Source organism: Clostridium sp. UBA7339 (assembly GCF_002470865.1).
Lineage (GTDB): Bacteria > Bacillota > Clostridia > Clostridiales > Clostridiaceae > Clostridium_J > Clostridium_J sulfidigenes.
In genome coordinates, this window is record NZ_DKPI01000006.1 from 861,569 (window position 1) to 884,665 (window position 23,097).

The following is a 23,097-nucleotide window of genomic DNA, read 5'->3' on the forward strand; positions in this document are numbered from 1 at the left end:
AATCCCTATTACAAAAAACCACTCAATTTGAATTTCTTCATATTAAGTGGCTTAATTTATTTATTCAACTTTGTATCCATATAAAAAAACATTCATTGTAACAAGTTTACTCTCACAGGTTGTTTCAAAACTTTTTTCAGCTAAACGTTCAAACCCTTGACTATCATAAAAACCATAATTACATGTTGAGTCTGTGTATAAATAAATATGTTTTGTGTTGTGATTTCGTAAATAATCACAAAGATTTGAAAGTAGTTTCTTACCTCCACCCAATCCTCTACAGTCTTCTGTAACGGCAAATAGTGTCAATACTCCATCAAACTCCGCCTCTCTACCAGCAAGAAGCTTATGATAAATGTGATGCATATTTCTATAATCACTTATATTACTTTTATATTGTATAGCTTTTAATGTCGTTATTGAATTATACAATACTACTCCTAAAATATTTTTTAAATGAGTCAATATTTTATAATCATTTTTAGACTTTCCTAAAATCACACCAACAATATTTCCGTCTTTTTCTGCAACACAGCTAAAGGTTTTCTCTGCTAAACAGCTTTGTAAGTATAATTTTAAAAGATTTTTTAATACCTTTTCATTATCAATATACCTATAAAGTCCAAAACTCTCATTTATTATAGATTTAACGGTTTCATAATCATCTTTTTTGATTTCTCTATATATTATCTCATTCATTGCTAATTTCCTCTTTTTTATTAAATTCTCCTGCCCACTCAAAAGCCTTTTTAGATGCTATAACTGCGATAACCTCGTTAATAACCGCTGCCGCCGCAATTGTTCCTTGGATGACCTTAGCGTATTCTGGTGCTGGTCCTGATAGAACAGAAACAGCTATACCTGTAAATACGAGAGATACACCTGAATGAGGAAGCAATGTGAGTCCTAAATATTTTTTTACGGTTTCTGGTGAATCTGTTATAACAGCTCCGAATAATGCTCCACCATATTTACCTACAGCTCTTGAGATGATATAAATTGCAGTAAATAGTCCGGCACCTAAAATCAGATGATAGTCAAGCGGTGTTCCCAGATTTAAGATAACTACAATCATAGAAATACCAAGAATAGGATTAAATGAGTTCATAATCCGCTCTAGACGTTCTTCTGAAATCATATTAGAAAACGTTGCTGAGAAAGCCATACCAATAAGCATAAAGTTAAGTACAGGCTTTGGTAAAACTAAATCATTAAATATAAAACCAACACCTGCTGATATTAGTATGGTTGCACTCAGTAGCAATACAGTTACTTTTGTTGAACGTTCTCTTTTCAGTACAACTCCTGCAAGCAATCCTACAACAATCCCAATAATAATTGGTAATAAAACTACAAGTAATATCATATAAGCCGGTAGTTTTTGCTCAGATAGATTGGCAGATATAATAGAAATAGTTGAAAAAAATACAATTACTCCTACCATATCGTCAAGGGCTGCCATAGGAATTAATGTTTTAGTTACAGGTCCGTCTGTTTTAAACTCACGCACAATAGAAAGTGCTGGTGCTGGTGCAGTTGCAAGAGCAATACCTCCAAATATAAATGCAAGATAAATAGGAAATCCTACAAAATAAAATACAACCCCAAATACCAAGCTCACAACAAAAAATGTTCCTAATGATTGGGTTAATGTTGTTATGATAATTTGCTTGCCCGATTTTTTAATTTTCTTCCAAACAAGCTCCGTGCCTATTAAAAGTCCCACTACACATTCTAAAATATGCATAATTGGTTCATACCAATGAGCATTTAAAACTGCATCATTTACAACTCCAAATGCATGTGGTCCAAGTATCATACCTGTAAGTAACCATCCTAGAATAGCAGGCAACTTTATCTTTGAAACAAGCTTACCTACAATAAAAGCAATTGCAATTGCCACTAAAATCCTTAAAATTAATAATATCATTATTTCTACTCCTCCTTTGAAATACCATAAAGCATAATATTTAGTATTTTTGACAGTTTCAGTTCGTGCATTTCTATTAGTGAATTAAAGTCCAGATTTTCATAAGCTTTACTTTGAAAATAACCATTGAACATTTCTTGAAAAACAAAGAAGTATTCCATTGCTTCTTCTTCTGTAATATTATCTCGTAGTGTTACATTACTTAAGGCCATGCGATAGTGACTTATATTAAGTGTGTCAAAATTAGCTCTTAAGTCTTTGATTTGTTCTTTCAAATGTACAGGTGGTTGTAAAATTGCATGAAAGAATATATGACTGTAATAATTATTCTCTTTAAAAAAACGATACCTTAAATCAAAATAATTTTGCATGTACTTCTGAAAATCCAATTGGTCAAATTCTTCTTTACTAAGATAATCTACAAGCTCATCAAAGCAAACCTTAACACATTTTAAAAATAACTCATCTTTATTTTTAAAATAGTGATAGATAAGTCCCTTTGAAATTTTGTTATCGTTGCATATATTATTCAGCGAAGCATTTTCATATGTCTTTGTTCCAAACTCCGCTATGGCAGCATTTAATATTTTATCTTTACTTATCTGACTTTTCTCTTTTTGATTCATAATACCCTCCAAATATAAATATTGACCACAAGGTCTATTATATATTATCAAAAACAAACCATGTGGTCAATAATATGAATTATTAAATTTTTTAAAGACCTTCAATTAAATTTTAAGTTTAAATTTACTGATAATTATTAATAGACATTTATTCTTATCTATTTTTAACCTTAACTGCTCCATCTTCCATAAAAATGTTTTAAATTACATAAATAAACTTATATAATTGAATGGCATCTTTACCATTAAACCTAACTATCTTAGGTGGCCTAGAATACTCTATACTTATTTTTTGAGTTTCCTCTTCTAATAATAACCCTCTAACCTTCATAGCATTGATTAAACTACTCTTTCTGTTATTAGGAAATATTATATAAGCAACACTTTTTCTATCTTGCTTTAACAATTCAACAATATCATTTGCTAAAACATCCAATTTGATATCGAATGGTGGATCACATATAACTCTATCAAATTTTTTTAAATATTTATTCTGTAAAAATTTTGTTAAACCAATATTCAAATCAAATTTTACAAATTTTAGACCACCATTTTCTCTAAATCTGTTATCTCGTTCAAAAAGGACTATGTTTTTATTTATCTTATATGCATACTGTGCTACGGATGGAGTAACTAGACATGCTGTATATCCTTCACACAATTCCGCTAGATTTGCTGTAGTTTCAACGGAAAAGAAATATTGCATATACTCTAAATTCTGATTTAATTTAACATAGGCTTCAGAATTACTATAGGAGAGCTCCACATATGGAAATATTAAATTATTCCTATGAGCATACAGTCTATCAATGTTGTTATCATGCATTAAAGATAGTATATTCCTCTTATGCAATTCCAGATTAAAATTTATATCTCTTTTAATGAACCTTAACCAAATAAATCCATTAGGATGTCTATTACTATCAACGTATAGACTATAGCTATCATATTCTAATTGTAAACCAAGGTCATGAATTAAACTCCATAACTTTAATATCCATCCTGGTTTCGTAAGTACTACTAATCTTCCATCTTTTTTTAACAACTTACTGGACTTTGCTAATAACCTTTCAAACATCTCATATTCTATTCCAGTTTCAAGACTAAACCTGTTTATCTGTACTTCTTCTGAGATATTAATTAAATTAGCAAAACCCAAAATTGCTACGTCAAAAGATTCCTTCTCATATTCTACAAGTCCTATATCAAAATTAGAGCTAATAATTTCTGTATATTTATAACCTGATAAAAGTTCATTGATATTTTTAAATACTCCATTATCAATACCACAACTTATATCTGAAATCTGTGTCACTAACTTTTGTGGTGCATAGATATATGATATTAGTAATGTGGTAATCTCTAAATGTGAGCCTATTGTAATTACATTATCAGTATCATTAATACAAGCAAAATTAATAAATGATAAGGCTTTATTTAACCCAAATATATTTGAAATTAACATATTTCTGATTTCATGTTCATAAACTAACTCCATTGCACAAATTACATCTTCTTCATGTGCAAACTTCAATGTTTTATCCATTGATATAGCCTCCTTAAAATAAGTTTTGAGGCCTAACCATTGATTTATTAAATATAAAACAAAAGGCTACAAAAAAGCACTGCTTTCTTGTAGCCTAAAAATCTGTAATCAATTTTATACTTAAATAAGTTTATCTAATAAGAACTATATATTTAATGCAATAAAAATAAATATATACAATCTCCAATTACTATAGCTCCTGTCCTAATAAACTTAACGTCTATATAAAACATAAATACAATTTTAGTTCTATAAGAGGTATGTCTTTTAATTGCCAATTTAAAAGAAGTACACAAAAAAACCTAATGATTAGGCATTTTATTCTTTCTTTCATCAATTTTCAATTATGAAAATTAATTAGCAATTACACAATTTCATTGTTGTACCTCCTATATTTGATAAAATCACTATAGCAAATATTTGAAATTAAGTCAATAAATAATAATGTAGTTTCAACAGAAAAGAAATATTGCATATACTCTAAAATCTAATCTATAATTGAGAAAACTTCGTAACATATATTTACTTTCTTATACCACACATACTAAATAACTGATATGGTTGCTCCTTACCTTCACTTTTCTTCATTCCTGAATAAAATATTTTTGAACCTATGACTTCAAGCCCAGCTTCTTCTATTAAGCCTTCCATTTCTGTAAGCTTAAATCCATTATGTCCACTAAAATCCTGTACTTCATCATGGAAACCACCATTATCAGGACATAGATCTACAACTATTAATTTGCCCTCTTTATTTAGCAAATCATATAGCTTCTTTATTACCTTTGGTAGATCTTCTATATGGTGAAAAACCATAGATGTATAAATCACATCAAACTTTTTATTATCGTTAAATTGAAATAAATCCCCACACCAAGTTTTCATATTTTTTATTTTGTTTTTTTCTATTTTTAATTTTAACTGTTCTATCATTCCTTCAGATAAATCCATCATCAATATATCAGAAAATCTATGAGTTAAATTTTCTGATATAAGCCCTGTACCACATCCAAATTCTAAGGCTCTTAAATTGTTATCTTTATCCAAATAGTTTTCTATTTCAGTACTAATTTTCTTTGCTCTTTGAACCCTACATTCTGTATCCCATTTTTTTGACTCCTCATCAAAGTGCATATCTTCATCCCCTTAAAATAAATTTTTTCCTTTAGTTTATATTTCTTCTTTGCTTCTATCTTTTATAAATAATTTATTTATAAGGATATAGCCTCCAAGAATTATAACTATTCCTAATGCCCATTTAAAAATCTCTGGAATATCTACATCCCTAAGTAAATATCTAAAGCCATCCGCAAGTAAAAATCCTATTATCCAATAGAATATTGATTTAATATCCTTCATTTTAACTATATAGATTTTGCCTTAACATACATAAGACAAACCATTTCCCCCTTTTAATTAAATACTATATACATTTTATCATATATTGAAACATAGATTAAGTAAGGTAAATCTAATATTTTATCTTAATAGTCTTAAAATAAGCTCAGCTGTTCCTCTTCATAATTCTTTCTATAATCCTTGATTATATCCTTCATTTTGTATATAATTCCATATTTATTACATTCTTCAGTGAAGGTCTTCCAAAGCTTCTTTCCATTAGAAGATTCACATTCATATCTATCACCATAGGTATGAATATATTTTCTAACTAAGTTCTCCCTTTGAAATAGTCTACTTAATTGTTCATAGTAATAGGCCCTTTGATTCCCTCTAAGGGTAAGCCCCATTCCATAAGCAAATATAAATTTAGCTCCTGAATTATGAGCTTCTCTAACTATATTTCTTATATTATCTTCTGAATCATTAATAAAAGGAAGAATTGGCATAAGCAATATTCCTGTATATATCCCACTATCACTAAGCTGTTTTATAGCCTTAAACCTTTGGCTACTAGGTGCCACATTAGGTTCTATCCTTTTACATAAATCATCATCAAAGGTAGTTACAGTTATTTTTATTAACACAGGAGAGCGCCTTGAAATCTCCTTTAATATATCAATATCTCTAGTAATTAAAGGGCTCTTGGTGGCAATGGAAACTCCAAAATTATACCTAGTAATCTCCTTCAAAGCTTCCCTTGTTAGCTCATATTCTTTTTCAAATGGATTGTAAGGATCACTCATAGCGCCTGTTCCTATTACACCTTTTTTCCTTTTCCCTTTAAGTTCTTTTCCTATAGCTTCTACAGCTTTTTCTTTTGCTCTAACTCTATCAAAATCTTCTATTTGATAACATTCACTTCTGGAGTCACAATAAATACATCCATGGCAACATCCTTTATAGATATTCATATTATAATTGATATCAAACCATGAATTATTAGGTATATATTGAGATATTAATTTTTTTGCTTTTATGTATTCTATGCTAATCACCCCCTAACTTAAATATAAACTTTTAAAATAAAGTTTATCTTCATACCTTTCATATCAATAATTAAAATAATAACATTATATTTTATCTAAATCATTTTCTGTATAGACTTCAATCCCATTTTTCATTAATAATTCTGCTACTAATCCATTGCCTTCTATTAGTTTTCCTGAAAATGTTCCATCATATACCATACCGTACCCACATGAAGGACTTCTAGACTGTAGTATTGCCTTCTTTATACCAGCAGCTTTAATAATTCCTAAAGTTTTCTCTGCTCCCTTTAAAAAACTTTCGGTTAAATCTATACCGTCCTTACTAATTACTCTTTTATTAGAATTTTCATCTATAAAAATCTCACAACACGCCCTTGGAGTGGGCAAACCAGCTAATTGTTCTGGACATATCGCTATAGCTTTTCCTGCTTTTACTAATTCGGCTACATATTTATTCTCACTATTACTTCCATTATATCTACAATTGACTCCTGCTAAACATGAACTTACTAAATACATATATAGTCCTCCTTTGTTTTTTATCTATAACTTATACTACAATACCTATTAGTAATTTATAGATATAATTATATCATAGCTTATTTTCAAATTAATATATCTTAACTTTCTATGGAGATATAGGTATAATAAAATATGGAGTTTATTCTAAAGAATCATAATTAAAATAATATCTTAATTCAATTATGTAAGAAAACAATCTAACAAATTTAATTTTAAGGAGTTGACATCATGAGTAGTTTAATTCTTGAAGGTGGAACCTTTAGACCTATTTTTAGCGCTGGTATAATGGATGCCCTTTTAGATAATGATATTATGTTTCCTTATTGCATTGGCGTTTCAGCAGGTATTACCAACGGCTTTTCATATATATCAAAACAAAAGAAAAGAAACTATGATATTCTAATTAACCATAGACATGATAAAAGATATATAGGCTTTAGAAACTTTTTTAAATGTAAAAGCTTATTTGGTTTAGATTTTGCTTTTGATGAGTTACCTAATAAGATTTATCCTTTTGATATGGATACCTTTAAAAGCTATGAAGGTAAAATTTTAGTTGGTGTGACTAATGCTAAAACTGGAGTTACCGAATATTTAAATGGTAAAGATTTAGATGAAAAATGCAATATGTTAAGAGCTAGTTGTGCTATACCTCTTTTCTTTCCTCCAGCTATAATTAATGATAATGAATATTTTGATGGAGGCATCTGTGATCCTATTCCTGTATTAAAAGCCATGGAAGATGGAAATGAAAAGCATCTAATTATTCTAACTAGACCTAAGGGGTATATTAAAGAATTAGGTAAAGGCAATATTTTTGCTGCTAAAGTTTTAAAAAAGAAATATCCTAATTTAGTAAAGCCTCTTCTTACTCGTCATGAGCTTTACAATGATAGAGTTAAGTATTGTGAACAACTTGAAAGAGATGGCAAAGCTATAATTTTAAGACCTACTGCAGAAGATGGTATTGATAGCTTTGAAAAAGATCTTAATAAAATTAAACACGCCTATAACCACGGATATAATATAGCTTTAGAAAGAATTGATGAAATAAAAAAATTCTTTAGCATTTCATAAAAGTATATTAATAAAACTATTTAAATATTTACCTATAAACCTATAAAACTATATAAATATTAATATATAAAACTAGTTAACTATGAAAATAGTTAACTAGTTCTTCTGTTCATGCGGGTTTCAGAGAATTTACTATTTAGAATATATAGTTATTACCCTCTTTAAAATAGGAAAATCCACATCTAAAATTAGTATAAACAGACTTATATCCCACCATAAATTATTCCTAGTATTATTACCAATACTGTTATAAGGGTAAACCCATATTTTGAAAACATAAAAAATTTATTTCCTAACTTTCTCTTAGCACCTCTATTTATTTCTTCTAACACCTGTTCTTTGTTGTACATAAAGTAAAATACTATAAATACTAACAGTGCAGCTAATGGTGATATTACTATAGTAATTACATCTGCAAAGTTGCTAAACAAATTCATATTTAAATTTAAAGGTATTGATAATACAAATGACACTACAGCTATTAAAATAGTAGCTGTTTTTCTGCTTAATTTTGTTTGTGCCATAAAAGATTCTACTGGCCCTTCTAGCATATTTATTGAAGAACTAATTGCTGCAAATAATACACTTAAAAAGAATAGTATCATAAGTATTTGTCCACCAGGGATAGCTTTAAATATAGTTGGTATTGTTATAAATAATAGAGGTGGACCTGCTGCTGGATCTAAGCCAAAGGCAAATACTGCTGGCATAATAACAAAGGATGCTAATAATGCCGCAATAGTATCAAGTACAGCAGTACTCACTGCAGACCTTGGAATGTCTAAATCCTTCTCTATGTAACTACCATATACCACCATTCCGCATCCATTTAAAGATACTGTGAAGAAGGCTTGACCAAGTGCCATTACCCATGTATTTATTTTAAATAGGTATGACCATTGTGGTGTTAATAGGTACTTCACCCCATCTATAGCTCCAGGTAAAGTTAATGATCTAATAGCTAACAATATAAAAATTCCAAAAAGCATAGGCATTATAATTTTATTTATTTTTTCAATTCCCTTAGATATACCCATACATACAATTATCAAGGCTAGTACTATTGCTAGTAAATTCCATGGTATAGTTTGGGTGCTTCCTGCAAAACTTTCAAAGTACTTAGGTATATCAATATTTTTTATATTTCCACTAAGGCTAAGTCCTAAATACTTAATTATCCAACCTACTACCACATTATAAAACATAAACACTCCTGCAAGTCCTATGGCTGGTATAAATCCAAAGAGAGTTCCTCCCTTTAAACCTTTATTCTTAAATCCTTTTTTAATTCCTGTTAAAGCTCCTCCCTTAGCACCTCTTCCAAAGGCAAACTCTGTAATTAACCCTGTTGATCCTAGTATAAGTACAAAAATAAAGTATGGTATTAAAAATACAGCTCCCCCATTTTGACCTAACCTGTAAGGAAACATCCATATATTTCCAAGTCCTACTGCTGCTCCAATACAAGATATCACAAATCCTGCTCTACTTGTAAAGTTCTCTCTGTTTTTCATGTTCTAATCTCCTTCCTAAAATAAATAAAACCACATAGATTGATTCCATGTGGTTTAAATAAGAAGGCATCAAATATAAAAACCACATAGATATATCTATGTGGTCTAATCACTAAACATTTGAGTATAGCAAATCTTCCTAACCATCATAGACACAAACCAAATTTGTTAAATTGGCTTGCATCTATAATTGTTTATAAATACAAACCCTATCTATAATAGCTAAGATAATATGCCATATTAACTTTTGTTGATTTAAAGTTAATTTCTCTACTCATTTTAATTCTCCTAAGTGTTATATTTTATTAAATACTACCATCATTATATATGTATGTCAACAAATTTTCTTAATACTTTTATTATATAATAATAGTAAATCACAATTTTTATTTTATTAAAAACCTAATTAACTTCTGCATCATATGGCGTATTTCTCCACTTGCATACATTAGATACTAAACCTATAGCTAAAATATTAATTAAAAGTTGGCTTCCACCATAACTAATAAATGGCATGCTTACTGAAACTGTAGGTGCTAATGTCAAGCTAACAGAAATACTTAGTAAAAACTGCACTATAAATAATGCACAAAATCCACTTACTAGTAATTTACCATAGGTTTCTTTAGTACTTTTTCCTATTATACCCATTCTTATTATGAATGCTAAAATTAAAGAAATTAGTATTATTCCAGCAATCCATCCAAAAGAATAAACTATATAGGTAAATATAAAGTCTGTATGAATTTCTGGCAACATATTTGGTATAAAATTTGCTCCCTGTCCAAACAATCCCGCCGATTCCCTTAATTTAACTAGTTGATTATAAATCCATCCCATTCCATCTACATCTAATGAAGGATTAAAAAGCACATGAAATCTTTTTATTCTGTAAGGTTCACTAACCATACAAGATAAAAAGATAACCCCCATAGCTCCAAAGGAAGTTATAATATGTTTTAATTTCACACCTGATATAATCATCAAAGTAATAGCTGATATGGCATATATAATAATGCTAACTGAAGCATTTCCAATAATAAAAAATATTATTGGTACAAAAGCAATAAAAATCCCTTTTAATATACTTTTAATCTCATTCCAATTCCACTTATCAAGCATTCCAGCTAAAGCAATGATTAGAAAAAAAGGTGCTATATTAAAAGCATTAAAACTAATTGGCCCAATAACTATCCAGCCCATTTCTCCATTTATATAGCCTGTATTTATAAAGATTTGGGATATTAACAGAATTATTACTCCACTATAAACATATTTAGAGTACTTTTTTAATTTTCTATAATCAATTTTAAGTAAAACTGCTGTTAATATAATTCCTCCTGATGCATAAATTATAGTCTTACCTAAAAAATTAGCATATGAACTGTGTGTCAATGCATTATTCTTCTGAATGAAGCCTAAAGTAAATATGCTAACTAATATAAATATAGCGGTTATACCTAAAAGCATCCAATCAGGAGATGCTTTATGAACCATATTCAAATCCCTTCCTATAACTTCGTATGAACCCATTTGCATAATAGCTTTATCTATAGCTTCCTCCTCCGTTATTCCAACATCTCTGTACTCTTGTATAATCTCTTCTATGTGATCTATAAGTTCCTCTTTTATATTTTTATGAACTCTTTTATTTTTAACTAATCCACATACTTCTTCTATATACTTTTCTACCTTCGGATGGTTTACTGTAGACATAAATCTCCCTCCCCTAATACTTCATTAACTGTAGAACTAAACAATTTCCATTCTGCTTCTTTTTCTTTGAGAATTTTGTTACCATTTTCCGTTATCTTGTAATATTTTCTCTTACGCTTTCCTTCGCCTTCATCCCAGTAAGCTTCTATAAAATTTTCATTTTCTAAACTATGAAGAATAGGATATAGCGTTCCCTCTTTAAAAGAGAAAATACCCTTAGACCTTTCTTCTATCTCCTTAATCATTTCATATCCGTACATATTTTTTCGATTAAGTAGACTTAATATAAGTATTGTCGTGCTTCCTTTCAAAAGTTCTTTATTTATTTTCATAATTCCACCCCTTACCTCGGTTTACTATACATAGTATATCTATGTATAATTATATATGTATATATTTACATTGTAAAGTATTATCTATTCTAATATTTTATGAATTTTGCTTTTTCCTTAATATATGTTATCATGGTATAAGTATATTTAAGGAGGTTGATGCATATGTGGGCTTTGTATAAGCTCTGTGTGTAATTAATAGTGCTTAGATTCATTTATATACTGAGCTTAATAAATCAACAAAAAATTATTAAAAATAAGTGAGGGATTTATTATGAAAAGTACAACATTTAAAGTATATGAAAGAAGCTCAAAGGAGAATTTAAAGAAGCTTAGAAATTTGGGAGAAGTACCTTGCGTAATCTATGGTGAATTTTTAGAAGAACCTATCTCTGCTAAGATGAATAAAACTGAACTGTTAAAAATGTTAAAAGGCAGTTTTAGTGGTTCTATCATACCTATTGATTTAGAGGGAAAAACTCTAAACTGTGTAGTTAAAGATATTCAAAAAAACAATCTACACGAAATTATACATTTTGATTTACAATATGTTAAACCAAATGAAGTAATTAAACTAACTATTCCTATAAATTATATAGGTCAAGAAAATTTGGAATCTAAAAGACTAGTTTTAGAAACCTTTAGACCATATCTTGATTTTCAAGGAAATGTAGAAAAGATTCCAGAATATATTGAAGTTAATGTAGCTAATATGCAATTTAATGATAAACTACTAGCTAAAGATATTAATATTCCAAGTGAAGTAACCCTTCTTACTCCTGAGGACACTATCTTAGCTGTAGTAAATGGCTAATGCAAAATGAAATTTAAATTTAAAAAAGTGCTGATCTTATAAAAGACTAGCACTTTTTTCTTATATTTATTTAAATTACGTCTTAAAAAGATAACTGTTTAAATCCCTTTCCATGAGCTTCATTCACATTCATTATGGATATCACTGCATTAGCATCAATATCTAGTATAGCTTTCTTGGCCTTTTCCACTTGTTTAGAACTCATTATAGAATATATAACTTTCTTTTTCTCTCCTGTAAAAGCACCTTCTCCATGAAGAAAGGTAACACCTCTTCCCAAAAGTTCCAAGATAGAATTTTTTATTTCCTCTGGATTATTACTTATCACTATAATTAATTTTCTCTCATTAGTCATAGTAATAGCCTTATCTAGAATATAGGCTCTTATAAATAGAGATATTAACGTATAGATAGTTATAGTTAGATCATTTAAAATTAACCCTGTAAAAACAATGACTCCATTTAATATAAATGTCATAGAAGCTAAATTAACACCATACTTTTTCTTTAAAGCAATAGCTATTATATCCGTTCCACCTTCTGAAGCCTTATTTAAAAATATTATGGCCATACCAAAACCACATAAAACTCCTCCACTTATGCATGATATTAATAAATCATCTACTTTAATAAATCTAGTTATATCTTCAGTTAATATTAAAAATATGGACATTGATATCATACCAATAAAACTTAAAAACCCAAATTCCTTATTAATTACCTTAATTCCAAAACAAAATATAGGTATATTGATAAACAATGTAAAATACCCTGAAGGAATATCTGTTACATATTGTAAAAGTAATGCTATCCCAGCTACTCCCCCACTTAAAAACTTATGTGGAACTATAAACATATTTACACTTAAAGAATAAATTAAACTTCCTAAAAGAATTAATGATACTTGACCTAGTTTTTCTTTGATATTACTATCAGAGATAAATTGTTTAGTTACATATATACTACTCATTGTAATCTCCTTGTCTTAGCTAATATTATTAATGACCTTAAGATTAATCACTCCCCTGCATTTCATGTATATAAACTTATGTTTTTATACATGAAAAAAGACATCCTATACGGGATGTCTAGTATAACAATTAAAAGATTTACAAAAGTAGTTTCTCTTATGAAAAGCACTAAATACATCTTTCATGTTAGACACCTCCCAGTTTCCCCGTGGGTTTTTTGGTCTATATCCTATGGCAGGTCTCCTGACTTCATATCAACATGTATTCTAACCTTCCCATTAACTAAGTTAACAGTGGCTTATCTAGAATACACTCCTTGTTACAGTGACGGGTTCGTGTTGGATTTTCACCAACTTCCCTTTTAATTTAAAGAATAAACTTTAAAACCATAAAATATATTTAATTTTATACATTCATTATATCATTGTTTATAGTGAATTTAAAGCCAAATCAATGATGTTATACATGAACCATATTTATTATTAAGCTTTATTTGCTTCACCTGCTTTAAATATTGCAATTTTAGTACATAGTGGGCCTATTAACTCATATATAACAGTTCCTGCCAATATTATAGTTCTAATTTGGGTACCATAAGCTGGTAATTCATTTTGAACTATAAGTGCTAGTCCAATAGCTACTCCTGCCTGTGGTACTAAAGTTAATCCTAAGTATTTTTGAACTATAGGTTCTGATTTAGCTATCTTAGCTCCTAAATAAGCTCCTAAAACTTTACCAATAACTCTAGCTATTACATAGCCAGCTCCAATTATACCTACAGTCTTCAAAACTGACATATCTAGTTCTAATCCTGATATGGTAAAGAATGCTATAAATATTGGATTAGTAAATTCATCTAATACAGTAAGTAATTTAGTTTTACCATCGGTAATGTTACTAATGGTTCCACCCATAACCATACAAGTTAATAATCCAGACAAATGTAATTTGTTAGCTAGGCCTATAGCTAATAAAATTACACCTATAGCCATGCTCATAGTTTGCTCTCTACTGTTAGATAACCTATTAATAAATGCTAACACAAATCCTAGTATTATTCCTAAAACAGCAGATCCTATAATCTCTATAAAAGGATTCATTATTGACATCACTGTCAAAGCTCCTGTACCATTTGTTAAAGCTTTTGCAATAGATAAAGCTATTCCAAAGGCTATAACTGCAATGGCATCATCTATAGCAACTACTGGTATAAGAGTATTTACTAAGGGTCCCTTAGCTCTATATTGCTTTAGAACCATAATTGTAGCTGCAGGTGCTGTTGCTGAAGCTATTGCGCCTAAAGATAAACTAAAAGCTAATGGTTGCTTAAATACTGTTATCATAACTAAAGTTACAACTACTACTGCCATAAGTGCTTCAAATAAAGCTATAATTATAATTCCAGAACCAATTTTCTTTAAATCCTTAAAATTAAGAGAACTACCTATACTATAAGCAATAAACCCTAAGGCTGCCTCTGAAATAACTGTTAATCCATGGATAGCTTCAGTAGGTACAATCTTTAAAACAAAAGGTCCTATTATTATCCCTGCTACTAAGTATCCTGTTACCTTTGGTAGTTTAATATAACTTACTAGTAATCCTAAAAATATACCTGCAAGTATTACTATCCCTAGTACATATAACCAATTCATCTTTAACTTCAGTCCCTCCTATTTTTGTTGAAAGCTACCTCCAATTACTCTATTAACCGGAATTGTAAATGCTATTCCATTACCTGGACCATTTAATCCTCCAGTTACTTTGTTAATAATCTCTAGTGCTTGTTCTATTCTTTCTTTCTTTAAAACGGTAAATACTGTTTTATTAGATGACCTTCCTTTGTTTAATAACAATTGAAGTGAAGAAAACATACTTGCATCTTCACAACTAGATAAAATATTAGCCATCCCTACAGTATCAATAATTGTAGACCCACTTATACCTATGTTAGTGAATTCAACCATTATTTCCTCTAAATCTCTTGGGTCATTTAATACAAATATAAGAACTTCCATTTATATCCCTCCTCTTCCTTATATATCTATTATATATTTTCGGTTGATTAAAATCAAATTTACATAAATTTTATTTAATTAAACTAAATTTAACAAAGTGCATAAAATATTTATATTTTGCGTTCACACACCAACTTACTACAACATATTATAAATTATATTGTATCAATAAAATGGAGTGTATTAATATGAGAATGGCTAATGATAAATTTAGTATTAACGATATAATTATGAATCATGGTATGCCTGAACCAACAGCTTATGCAGTAATTGAAGGTGGACCTTTAGCTCCTGAACTACGTGGCAGAGCATTATTTTGCTGTTTAGATGATGGGATAATTCTTAGAGTATATATTACTGGTATTCCAAGATACAACTCTGAAGGAAAACCTTCACTTTTCCATGGATTTCATATTCATGAGTTTGAAAGTTGTAATATAGGTGATCCAAGTGATCCTTTTAAAACTACTGGTGGACATTGGAATCCAACAAATGAACCTCACCCTTATCATTATGGAGATCTTCCACCACTAATGTCATCAAATGGTATTGCTGCAATGGATGTTTATTTAAGCAGATTTTCTATAAAAGATATTGTTGGAAAAGCTATCATAATCCATGAAAATGCTGATGACTTTACTAGTCAACCTGCTGGTAATTCTGGGAAACGATTAGCTTGTGGAATAATAATGCCTACTTAGATACTGTTAATACTTATTAATTGTTAATACAAATTCTATATATCAAGCTTATAAATTTTATACTAAAGTAAAGAACTATATCAAGATATGTTTTGATATAGTTCTTTACTACTTTATTTTACTACTTTACAATATTTCTTTTTAAAAATTCTTTCTTACTGTTTATAATATCATCTAAGGTTATAAAATTTATACTATCTCTACTAAATTCTTCATCACATATTCTAATACTCTGAGTTCTTATAAGATTATCTAAATACTGTTTTATCATTAATCCATTTTTTATTACTAAATTTGGATTACCGTATATGTCTATTATAGTTTTATTAATTTCCTCTTCTGCATCCTTCGATAAAGAATATCCCTTTTTACTTAATATACTTAATGCTATATTACATAGTCCCATATAATCATAATCTTCAAAATCAAACCAAGTTGGAAATCTATAGTTAAAGGCTGGATTAGATAATACTAGTTTTTTCATCCCTTCTTTTTCTCCTGAAAGGATTAATATAACCTTATTATTTTTATCTAAGAATTTAATGAAATCTGATACTATTTTATTATATTGCTGTTCCTCTAGGAGAAGGTCTACCCTATTTAGAAATAGCATTTTCCCTGAAAATTTACTAAATATATCTTCAATTTTTATTCCCTTATTAATCATTGCCATGAATTCATATTTATCCATTTCTACAATGTTTTTAGCTTTAACTATTCCCATACTATAATACATTTCTGAGAGAATATTAGCTACAGTTTTCTTCCCTGTTCCATTTTCCCCTGTAAATATTATATTCATATATCTATTGATATCTGATCCTAATCCTAATTTTTTTCTTCTTTCTCTAACCTTTAAAAGCTTATATTGATTTTTTAAAAATTCCTTTGCATCTTCATTACCAACTAATAGCTCTAATTTACTATCTAGATTAAAGATGTTATCATCGTCAATAACATTTATATTTTCTACATCCTTAGCAGTTATAAGATTCATCTCATAAACGCTGATATCCTCTTCTACAATTCTTATGCTTTGATTTCTAATTAGTTTTTCTACGTAATTTCTAACCATCCTTCCATTTCCTGATTGTGCATCTGAGTTATTGTAGATTTCAACAAAGCTTTTCTTTAAAGCTATATATCCATTCTTAGATAACTTAAATCCCTTTGCTTCAACAAGTTTTACAGCCATTTCAAAAAGTTCATTAGGATTATAATCTGCAAAATTAGTCCATAATGGAAATCTTGACCTTAAACCTATGTTTACATCAAAGAATTCTTCCATTTCTTCTTCATAACCAGCTAATATCACTATTACTTCTTTAGAATAATCTTCAATTAACTTTAACAGAGTTTCTATAGCCTCAATTCCTAATGAGTCATTTGCAAGGGTATATGCTTCATCTATAAATAATACTCCGCCTAAAGCTTCTTTAAACTTCTCTTCTGTTTTCTTTGGGGTTTCCCCTGGAACTTCTGATACAAAACTTGATCTATCTGTTTCTACTAGTTGGCCTACCTTTAATAATCCCATACTATTTAGCATTTCAGCTACTAATCTTGCTATGCTTGTTTTACCTGTACCTGGATTCCCTGTAAATACCATATTTAAGTTTTGCTCTATCTTAGTATTTACTCCAACAGATTTCCTTTTTTCCTGAGCAACTATAAGCTTATATTGACTTCTTAATAGTTTTTTAACGTCATCAAGTCCTATTATTTCATTTAATTTTTCTTCTAAATCAAACTTTGCATTTGCTCTAAAGTTAAAGTTATCTCTATCTAATAAATCAATTTCCTTATCACTATTAGTTAGATATTTTTTAGAAGCATCAATTATTGCATTTTCCACTATATTTCTTACAAACCTAGCATTACCTAAATCATTTTTGCCTATAATTTGGTTTCTTGTAAATAAATCTATTAACCCTGCTTTTACATTTTTGGCTATTCTATACCCCTTTGATTTAGCTATGTTAACTGCTATTTCATACATTTCTACTGGGTTGTAATCTTTAAAGTGTATAGTATTTGAAAATCTAGATTTTAGACCTTGATTTATAGTTAGAAATCTTTCCATATCCTTTTCATAACCAGCTAATATGACTATTAAATTATCTCTATTGTCCTCAATGCCCTTAAGTAATGCATCTACTATTTCCCTACCTACCTTATCTTCTTCACTTTCACATAAGGAATATGCTTCATCTATAAATAGTACTCCTCCTAAGGCAGAATTAATTACATCATTTGTTCTCTTAGATGTATCATTAATGTTCTCTGTAACAAAATCTGCTTTACTCACCTCTACAAATACACCTTTAGTTAATATACCCAAGGCGTTTAAATATTCAAAGGTAACCCTAGCTGCATTAGTCTTTCCTGTACCTGCATTTCCTGTGAATATCATATTCATAGATATCTTTGAAGTTTTTAGTCCAAGTCTTTTTCTTATTTTTTGTACTTTCCAATTATTTTCAACATTTATTATAAAATTTTTCAGTTCTTCTATACCTATTATAGAATCCAATTTATATTTTACTTCTTCAAGGGTAGGTACTAGATAGTTTTCTAACTTGTATATTTCATCATCTGATTTGCAATATATCTCATTCTTATCTACATATATTAAAATCTGACTTTCACTATAAAGTCCTTCCTTTTGTATTAGGTTCATAATTGGTTTATAAATTTTATAGGATATATATTCACTGATTCCAAAATTGCTATCTTCTATGAAGTTTTCTTGTAGAAAACTACAAATTCCAAAGTTATCTTCCTCTTCATCTTTATTTTCTATTCCAAGAACTATATTTCCTTGCATATGCTTTTGTATACCATCTATTGACCTTAACACTTCTCTTCTAATTACTTTATTTTGTTCATCTTCTGTAAGGCTTTCAGTATATAATACCTCTTCCCTATTATCTAAAATTCCATCTTCTATTACATTATCATCACTATTATAAATAAATATGAAAAACTTATTATGACAGATGAATTCTCCTATATTGTCTTTATCCTTACTCTTTGCTTCAATAAGAAACTTATTTTTCATAATATAGTTATCTTTTAACTTTAAACAAGTATTAGGATATATTTCTGATAATACCTTTAAAATATTTTCTGAAGCTTTTTCAGTATTTTTGAACATTATTACCTGTGAACTACTATTTAGTTTTTCATATAAGTCACTTAAAAAAGCATTATATCCTAAATTAAAATTGTAAGAGGCTAAATCTATTTCATCTATATGATAATCTTCAGTTATTCCTTCCTCGTTAAGTTTTTCAAATAATAGCCTTACACTAGCTTTTTTAAAAGTTCCTCGTTTACCGGCTAAAAGTAATATGCCTTTCTTATCTTCTTCAAACTTTTCTTTAAAATAATTGCACAATTTATGAATAAATTCTCCTTGCCCTATTATTTCATTATTCATTTTTTTTACTATATTTAAAAAACCATTACTTAAACTTTTGTCTTTCATATATAAATTCACCCTTTCTTTTGTTTATGTAGTTATCTTTGTATTATAATTTCTTTACTAATTATATAGTTCTTCTAAATCTTTTAGTAATTGAATTTTTCCTCTTGATATTAATAAATACCCTTTTTTCTCTAGTTCCTTAAGCTTTCTGCTTATTACTTCTCTTGAAGAATCTAATTCAAAAGCAAGTTCCCCATGGGTTGTATAAATTATTTTAGTATTCTTACTAAGTAATAATTTAACCAATCTACTTTCTAAAGATTCATGAATTCTAGCTTCTTTGTTTTCTATAACCCCTCTAAATTTTGCATATAAATCTTTATATATAACTTGCATAAATCTAAAATCACTTAATAAATAGGCCTTCACTATATCTGATGGTAAAATAGCAATTAAAGAATCTTGCATGGCTATGCCTTCAATATTTAATGATTGACAATTTACAAAGCAGCTTAATGCTTCATGACATAGCTCACCACGCTCTACATTGTACAAATTAGTTTCATTTCCCTCTTCTGTTACTTTTTGAACCTTTATAATTCCACTTATAACAAATAACATACCTATACAGTTTCCACTATCTGTTTTTAAATACTCCTCACTTAATAGACTTTTAAAAATTACATTTTTTCTTATAATTTCATGGCTATCATCTATTTCTTTTAATACAGGATAAGCATCATACAAAGCTTCAAGTCTTTTATTAAATACATCTAAACTATTTAACATATTATCCTCCTAAAAAATTGCTTGTGTGACTATATCACATATTTTCTTTAATTATACAGTTATAATATGCTTACTACAACATTTATAAAACAGGAGGATATAAATTTATGGAAAAGAAAATTGTTAAAAGGAGGGCTTATGTGGATACTAGCTACTGTGTAGCCTGTGGTGCTTGTGAAAAAGTCTGTCCCCTTGGAGCCATTGCTATTAACAAGGGTATTTTTTCAAAGGTTGATTATGATAAGTGTGTTGGATGTGGAAAATGTGTTAAAGCTTGCCCTGCATCTACTATAGAAATTAAACAACTAGGAGGCAACTAATGAAAAAGAAGAAAAAGCATCTTTATGAATATCTTTGGATATTATCATCCCTATATTTAATTTTAGGGTTATTTAATATACTCTTTGCTTGGCTAGGATTAATTTGCTTTATCGTACCTTTATTAATTTCAATAGTTAAAGGAAATAAAGGCTATTGCAATAAATACTGTGGTAGAGGACAACTATTAGATTTATTAGGAAATAAATTAAAATTATCAAGAAATAAGCCTATGCCTAAATTTTTAAAATCTAAATATTTTAGATACGGATTTTTAATTTTCTTTTTAACTATGTTCATTAGTATGGTATTTAACACATATTTAGTTTTCCAAGGGACAAATACTCTAAAAGAAGTTCTTACTATACTTTGGACCTTTAAATTACCTTGGAACTTCACAGATTTATCCTATGTTTCTCCTTGGATAGTTCAATTTAGTTTTGGCTTCTATAGCTTAATGTTAACTTCAACTTTCCTAGGTATAATTACCATGGCCCTTTATAAACCACGTTCTTGGTGTGTTTATTGTCCAATGGGTACCATGACTCAAGGAATTTGTATAATTAAAGATATGAAAAAATAGAGGGCTAACCCTCTATTTTTATTATATCTAGAATCTAAAATCACGTTTTCCTTCATTAAGTTCTTTTAGGTGTTCCTCTACAATACCCTTAACTTTAGGATTAGGAATTTTCATAGCTTCATTTTTTATGACTTCTTCGCCTTTAGCTTTTGTATCTTCAGATGCATAATCCTCTAGATACTCTTTTAAAGTCATTAGGGCGTTAGGTAAACAACAGTTAGAAATTTGACCTGATTTTACTAACTGCATAAATCTGTCTCCTGTTCTACCTTCACGATAACAAGCAGTACAAAAACTAGGAATATATCCCATGCCAAGTAACCAATTTACAATTTCATCTAGAGTTCTTGTATCACTGATATCAAATTGTGCTGAATTTTCTTCTTCTTTTTCCTTCTGAGCATATCCTCCAACACTTGTACATGAAGCTCCACTAATTTGAGAAACTCCAAGATGAAGCACTCTTTCTCTAGATTTTTGAGATTCCCTTGTAGATACAATAATTCCTGTATAAGGTACTGAAATACGTAAGATTGCAACAATCTTTGCAAATATATCATCAGAAATTCCATTAGTAAAATCTTCTGGATTTACTTCATCAGCAGGACAAATTCTAGGTACACTGATAGTATGTGGTCCTACTCCCATGGATGCTTCTAAATGCTCTGCATGCATAAGTAATCCAACAAAATCATACTTATACATGTTTAATCCAAATAAAACTCCTATACCAACGTCATCTATACCACCCTCCATAGCTCTATCCATAGCTTCAGTGTGATAATTATAATCATGCTTTGGTCCTGTTGGATGTAATTCTTCATATAATTTTTTATTATAAGTTTCTTGGAATAATATATATGTTCCTATTCCAGCCTCTTTTAATTTTCTATAATTCTCAACAGTAGTAGCAGCAATATTTACATTTACTCTTCTTATAGCACCATTTTTATGTTTTATGCTATATATAGTCTTTATACTTTCTAATACATATTCTATAGGAGAATTTATAGGATCTTCACCTGTTTCTAGTGCAAGTCTTTTATGTCCAAGATCCTGTAATGCAATTACTTCCTTTTTAATCTCTTCTTGAGTAAGTTTCTTTCTAGCTATATGTTTGTTTCCATGGTGATACGGACAATATATACATCCATTAACACAGTAATTAGAAAGGTATAATGGAGCAAACATAACTATACGATTACCATAAAATTTATTCTTTATCTCCATAGCTAGCTCTTCTATCTTTTTATTTTCTTCTTCTAAATCACATTCTAATAGCACTGCTGCTTCTTGGTGGTTTAAACCTTTACATTCTCTAGCCTTCTCTATAATACTATTTATTAACTCTTTATTATTTTTATTTTTCTTAGCATATTCAAGGGTTGATAATATTTCTCCATCTTCAATAAATTCAGTTGCTACCTTAGATTTTACATTATACATACATCTACTCTTCTTTCTTAATAAGATTTTAAGTGCTTTATTCTAATATATACCTAATTCGTTCTGATTTTATATATTTACTCTACTTCTTTGAATAGATCGTTTTTACAGTAATACCATCGAGCATACCCAACTTACCAGATAATGAACTAATAATATCATTAGTTGCATCTATAATTACGCTGATAACACACACCTCCTTGTCGCGATATGGTACCCCCATTCTCCCAACAATATATTGTCCATAGTCATGTAAAATATTATTTAATTTTTCTGTAGCTGTAGTATCCTCTACTATAATTCCAATCAATGCGATTCTTGTTTCCAAAGCTTAAGCTCCCCTCAAAAAAATACTCTCTGCGTCCCAATAGAGA

23 protein-coding genes and 1 riboswitch are annotated in these 23,097 nt (G+C 29.0%); of the genes, 5 read left to right on the forward strand and 18 right to left on the reverse strand.

Features of this window, described 5'->3' with window-relative positions:
- Positions 1-60: 60 nt before the first annotated feature.
- From B2S02_RS07515 to B2S02_RS07550, 8 genes are all read right to left on the reverse strand, one after another.
- On the reverse strand, positions 61-699 hold the full coding sequence (locus B2S02_RS07515) for a GNAT family N-acetyltransferase (protein ID WP_346920486.1): 639 nt from the start codon (positions 697-699) through the stop codon (positions 61-63).
- Positions 692-1,930: a cation:proton antiporter gene (locus B2S02_RS07520; protein WP_346877255.1), complete on the reverse strand. Its 1,239-nt coding sequence runs from the start codon at positions 1,928-1,930 to the stop codon at positions 692-694. The genes B2S02_RS07515 and B2S02_RS07520 overlap by 8 nt, the downstream gene beginning before the upstream one ends.
- A 5-nt stretch (positions 1,931-1,935) precedes the next feature.
- Positions 1,936-2,556 (reverse strand): TetR/AcrR family transcriptional regulator, encoded by a 621-nt coding sequence (locus tag B2S02_RS07525; protein WP_346847337.1) that lies wholly within the window; start codon positions 2,554-2,556, stop codon positions 1,936-1,938.
- Positions 2,557-2,755: 199 nt separating this feature from the next.
- The gene (locus B2S02_RS07530) at positions 2,756-4,102 is read right to left on the reverse strand and encodes a hypothetical protein (protein WP_346920487.1); all 1,347 of its coding nucleotides are present in this window, start codon (positions 4,100-4,102) and stop codon (positions 2,756-2,758) included.
- A 522-nt stretch (positions 4,103-4,624) separates the two neighbouring features.
- A complete protein-coding gene (locus B2S02_RS07535; RefSeq protein WP_346847335.1) occupies positions 4,625-5,236 on the reverse strand; it encodes a class I SAM-dependent methyltransferase in 612 nt (203 codons plus the stop codon).
- A 36-nt stretch (positions 5,237-5,272) separates the two neighbouring features.
- Entirely contained in the window at positions 5,273-5,461 is a 189-nt protein-coding gene (locus B2S02_RS07540; protein ID WP_035130112.1) for a hypothetical protein, read from the reverse strand.
- Positions 5,462-5,595: 134 nt separating this feature from the next.
- Complete coding sequence (locus B2S02_RS07545) at positions 5,596-6,495, reverse strand: SPL family radical SAM protein (protein ID WP_346847431.1); 900 nt, start codon at positions 6,493-6,495, stop codon at positions 5,596-5,598.
- 78 nt (positions 6,496-6,573) lie between these two features.
- Positions 6,574-7,011, reverse strand: coding sequence for a DUF523 domain-containing protein (locus B2S02_RS07550; protein ID WP_346847334.1), 438 nt, complete (start codon positions 7,009-7,011; stop codon positions 6,574-6,576).
- 231 nt (positions 7,012-7,242) lie between these two features.
- Here B2S02_RS07550 and B2S02_RS07555 point away from each other — a divergent pair, with 231 nt between their 5' ends.
- Positions 7,243-8,091, forward strand: coding sequence for a patatin-like phospholipase family protein (locus B2S02_RS07555; protein ID WP_035130106.1), 849 nt, complete (start codon positions 7,243-7,245; stop codon positions 8,089-8,091).
- Positions 8,092-8,294: 203 nt separating this feature from the next.
- Here the strand turns inward: B2S02_RS07555 and B2S02_RS07560 are convergent, their stop codons facing one another.
- The 3 genes from B2S02_RS07560 to B2S02_RS07570 all read right to left on the reverse strand — a co-directional run bounded on the left by B2S02_RS07560 (position 8,295) and on the right by B2S02_RS07570 (position 11,653).
- Positions 8,295-9,605, reverse strand: a complete 1,311-nt coding sequence (locus tag B2S02_RS07560; protein WP_346920488.1) for a sodium-dependent transporter — start codon at positions 9,603-9,605, stop codon at positions 8,295-8,297.
- Between the two features lie 402 nt (positions 9,606-10,007).
- Entirely contained in the window at positions 10,008-11,321 is a 1,314-nt protein-coding gene (locus tag B2S02_RS07565; protein ID WP_035133939.1) for an FtsW/RodA/SpoVE family cell cycle protein, read from the reverse strand.
- The gene (locus B2S02_RS07570; protein ID WP_035133937.1) at positions 11,309-11,653 is read right to left on the reverse strand and encodes a PadR family transcriptional regulator; all 345 of its coding nucleotides are present in this window, start codon (positions 11,651-11,653) and stop codon (positions 11,309-11,311) included. Before B2S02_RS07570 ends, B2S02_RS07565 begins: the two co-directional genes overlap by 13 nt.
- A gap of 274 nt (positions 11,654-11,927) precedes the next feature.
- Here B2S02_RS07570 and B2S02_RS07575 point away from each other — a divergent pair, with 274 nt between their 5' ends.
- A complete protein-coding gene (locus B2S02_RS07575) occupies positions 11,928-12,467 on the forward strand; it encodes a 50S ribosomal protein L25 (protein WP_035133935.1) in 540 nt (179 codons plus the stop codon).
- Positions 12,468-12,549: 82 nt separating this feature from the next.
- Here B2S02_RS07575 and B2S02_RS07580 read toward each other — a convergent pair whose 3' ends face one another.
- The 3 genes from B2S02_RS07580 to B2S02_RS07590 form a co-directional block, all read right to left on the reverse strand.
- Entirely contained in the window at positions 12,550-13,437 is an 888-nt protein-coding gene (locus B2S02_RS07580; RefSeq protein WP_346877250.1) for a YitT family protein, read from the reverse strand.
- A gap of 217 nt (positions 13,438-13,654) precedes the next feature.
- Positions 13,655-13,844, reverse strand: a riboswitch (cobalamin riboswitch).
- A 76-nt stretch (positions 13,845-13,920) separates the two neighbouring features.
- On the reverse strand, positions 13,921-15,093 hold the full coding sequence (locus B2S02_RS07585) for a cation:proton antiporter (RefSeq protein WP_346847330.1): 1,173 nt from the start codon (positions 15,091-15,093) through the stop codon (positions 13,921-13,923).
- A gap of 18 nt (positions 15,094-15,111) precedes the next feature.
- Positions 15,112-15,456 (reverse strand): hypothetical protein, encoded by a 345-nt coding sequence (locus B2S02_RS07590; RefSeq protein ID WP_346847329.1) that lies wholly within the window; start codon positions 15,454-15,456, stop codon positions 15,112-15,114.
- Positions 15,457-15,644: 188 nt separating this feature from the next.
- Between B2S02_RS07590 and B2S02_RS07595 the strand changes: the two genes are divergently transcribed.
- Positions 15,645-16,157 (forward strand): superoxide dismutase family protein, encoded by a 513-nt coding sequence (locus B2S02_RS07595; RefSeq protein WP_346877249.1) that lies wholly within the window; start codon positions 15,645-15,647, stop codon positions 16,155-16,157.
- 121 nt (positions 16,158-16,278) lie between these two features.
- Here the strand turns inward: B2S02_RS07595 and B2S02_RS07600 are convergent, their stop codons facing one another.
- A complete protein-coding gene (locus B2S02_RS07600; RefSeq protein WP_346878499.1) occupies positions 16,279-19,647 on the reverse strand; it encodes an AAA family ATPase in 3,369 nt (1,122 codons plus the stop codon).
- 57 nt (positions 19,648-19,704) lie between these two features.
- Positions 19,705-20,376 carry a Crp/Fnr family transcriptional regulator gene (locus B2S02_RS07605; RefSeq protein WP_346866995.1) on the reverse strand — a complete coding sequence of 224 codons (672 nt, stop codon included), beginning with the start codon at positions 20,374-20,376 and terminating at the stop codon, positions 19,705-19,707.
- A gap of 107 nt (positions 20,377-20,483) precedes the next feature.
- Here B2S02_RS07605 and B2S02_RS07610 point away from each other — a divergent pair, with 107 nt between their 5' ends.
- Together B2S02_RS07610 and B2S02_RS07615 are read left to right on the forward strand one after the other, a co-directional pair.
- Positions 20,484-20,696, forward strand: a complete 213-nt coding sequence (locus B2S02_RS07610) for a DUF362 domain-containing protein (RefSeq protein ID WP_346877247.1) — start codon at positions 20,484-20,486, stop codon at positions 20,694-20,696.
- Positions 20,696-21,277, forward strand: a complete 582-nt coding sequence (locus tag B2S02_RS07615; RefSeq protein WP_346877246.1) for a 4Fe-4S binding protein — start codon at positions 20,696-20,698, stop codon at positions 21,275-21,277. Before B2S02_RS07610 ends, B2S02_RS07615 begins: the two co-directional genes overlap by 1 nt.
- A gap of 27 nt (positions 21,278-21,304) precedes the next feature.
- Here the strand turns inward: B2S02_RS07615 and hydG are convergent, their stop codons facing one another.
- Together hydG and B2S02_RS07625 are read right to left on the reverse strand one after the other, a co-directional pair.
- Positions 21,305-22,723: a [FeFe] hydrogenase H-cluster radical SAM maturase HydG gene (hydG, locus tag B2S02_RS07620; RefSeq protein WP_346877245.1), complete on the reverse strand. Its 1,419-nt coding sequence runs from the start codon at positions 22,721-22,723 to the stop codon at positions 21,305-21,307.
- A gap of 82 nt (positions 22,724-22,805) precedes the next feature.
- Positions 22,806-23,051 carry a TM1266 family iron-only hydrogenase system putative regulator gene (locus B2S02_RS07625; RefSeq protein ID WP_150845249.1) on the reverse strand — a complete coding sequence of 82 codons (246 nt, stop codon included), beginning with the start codon at positions 23,049-23,051 and terminating at the stop codon, positions 22,806-22,808.
- Positions 23,052-23,097 lie beyond the last annotated feature (46 nt).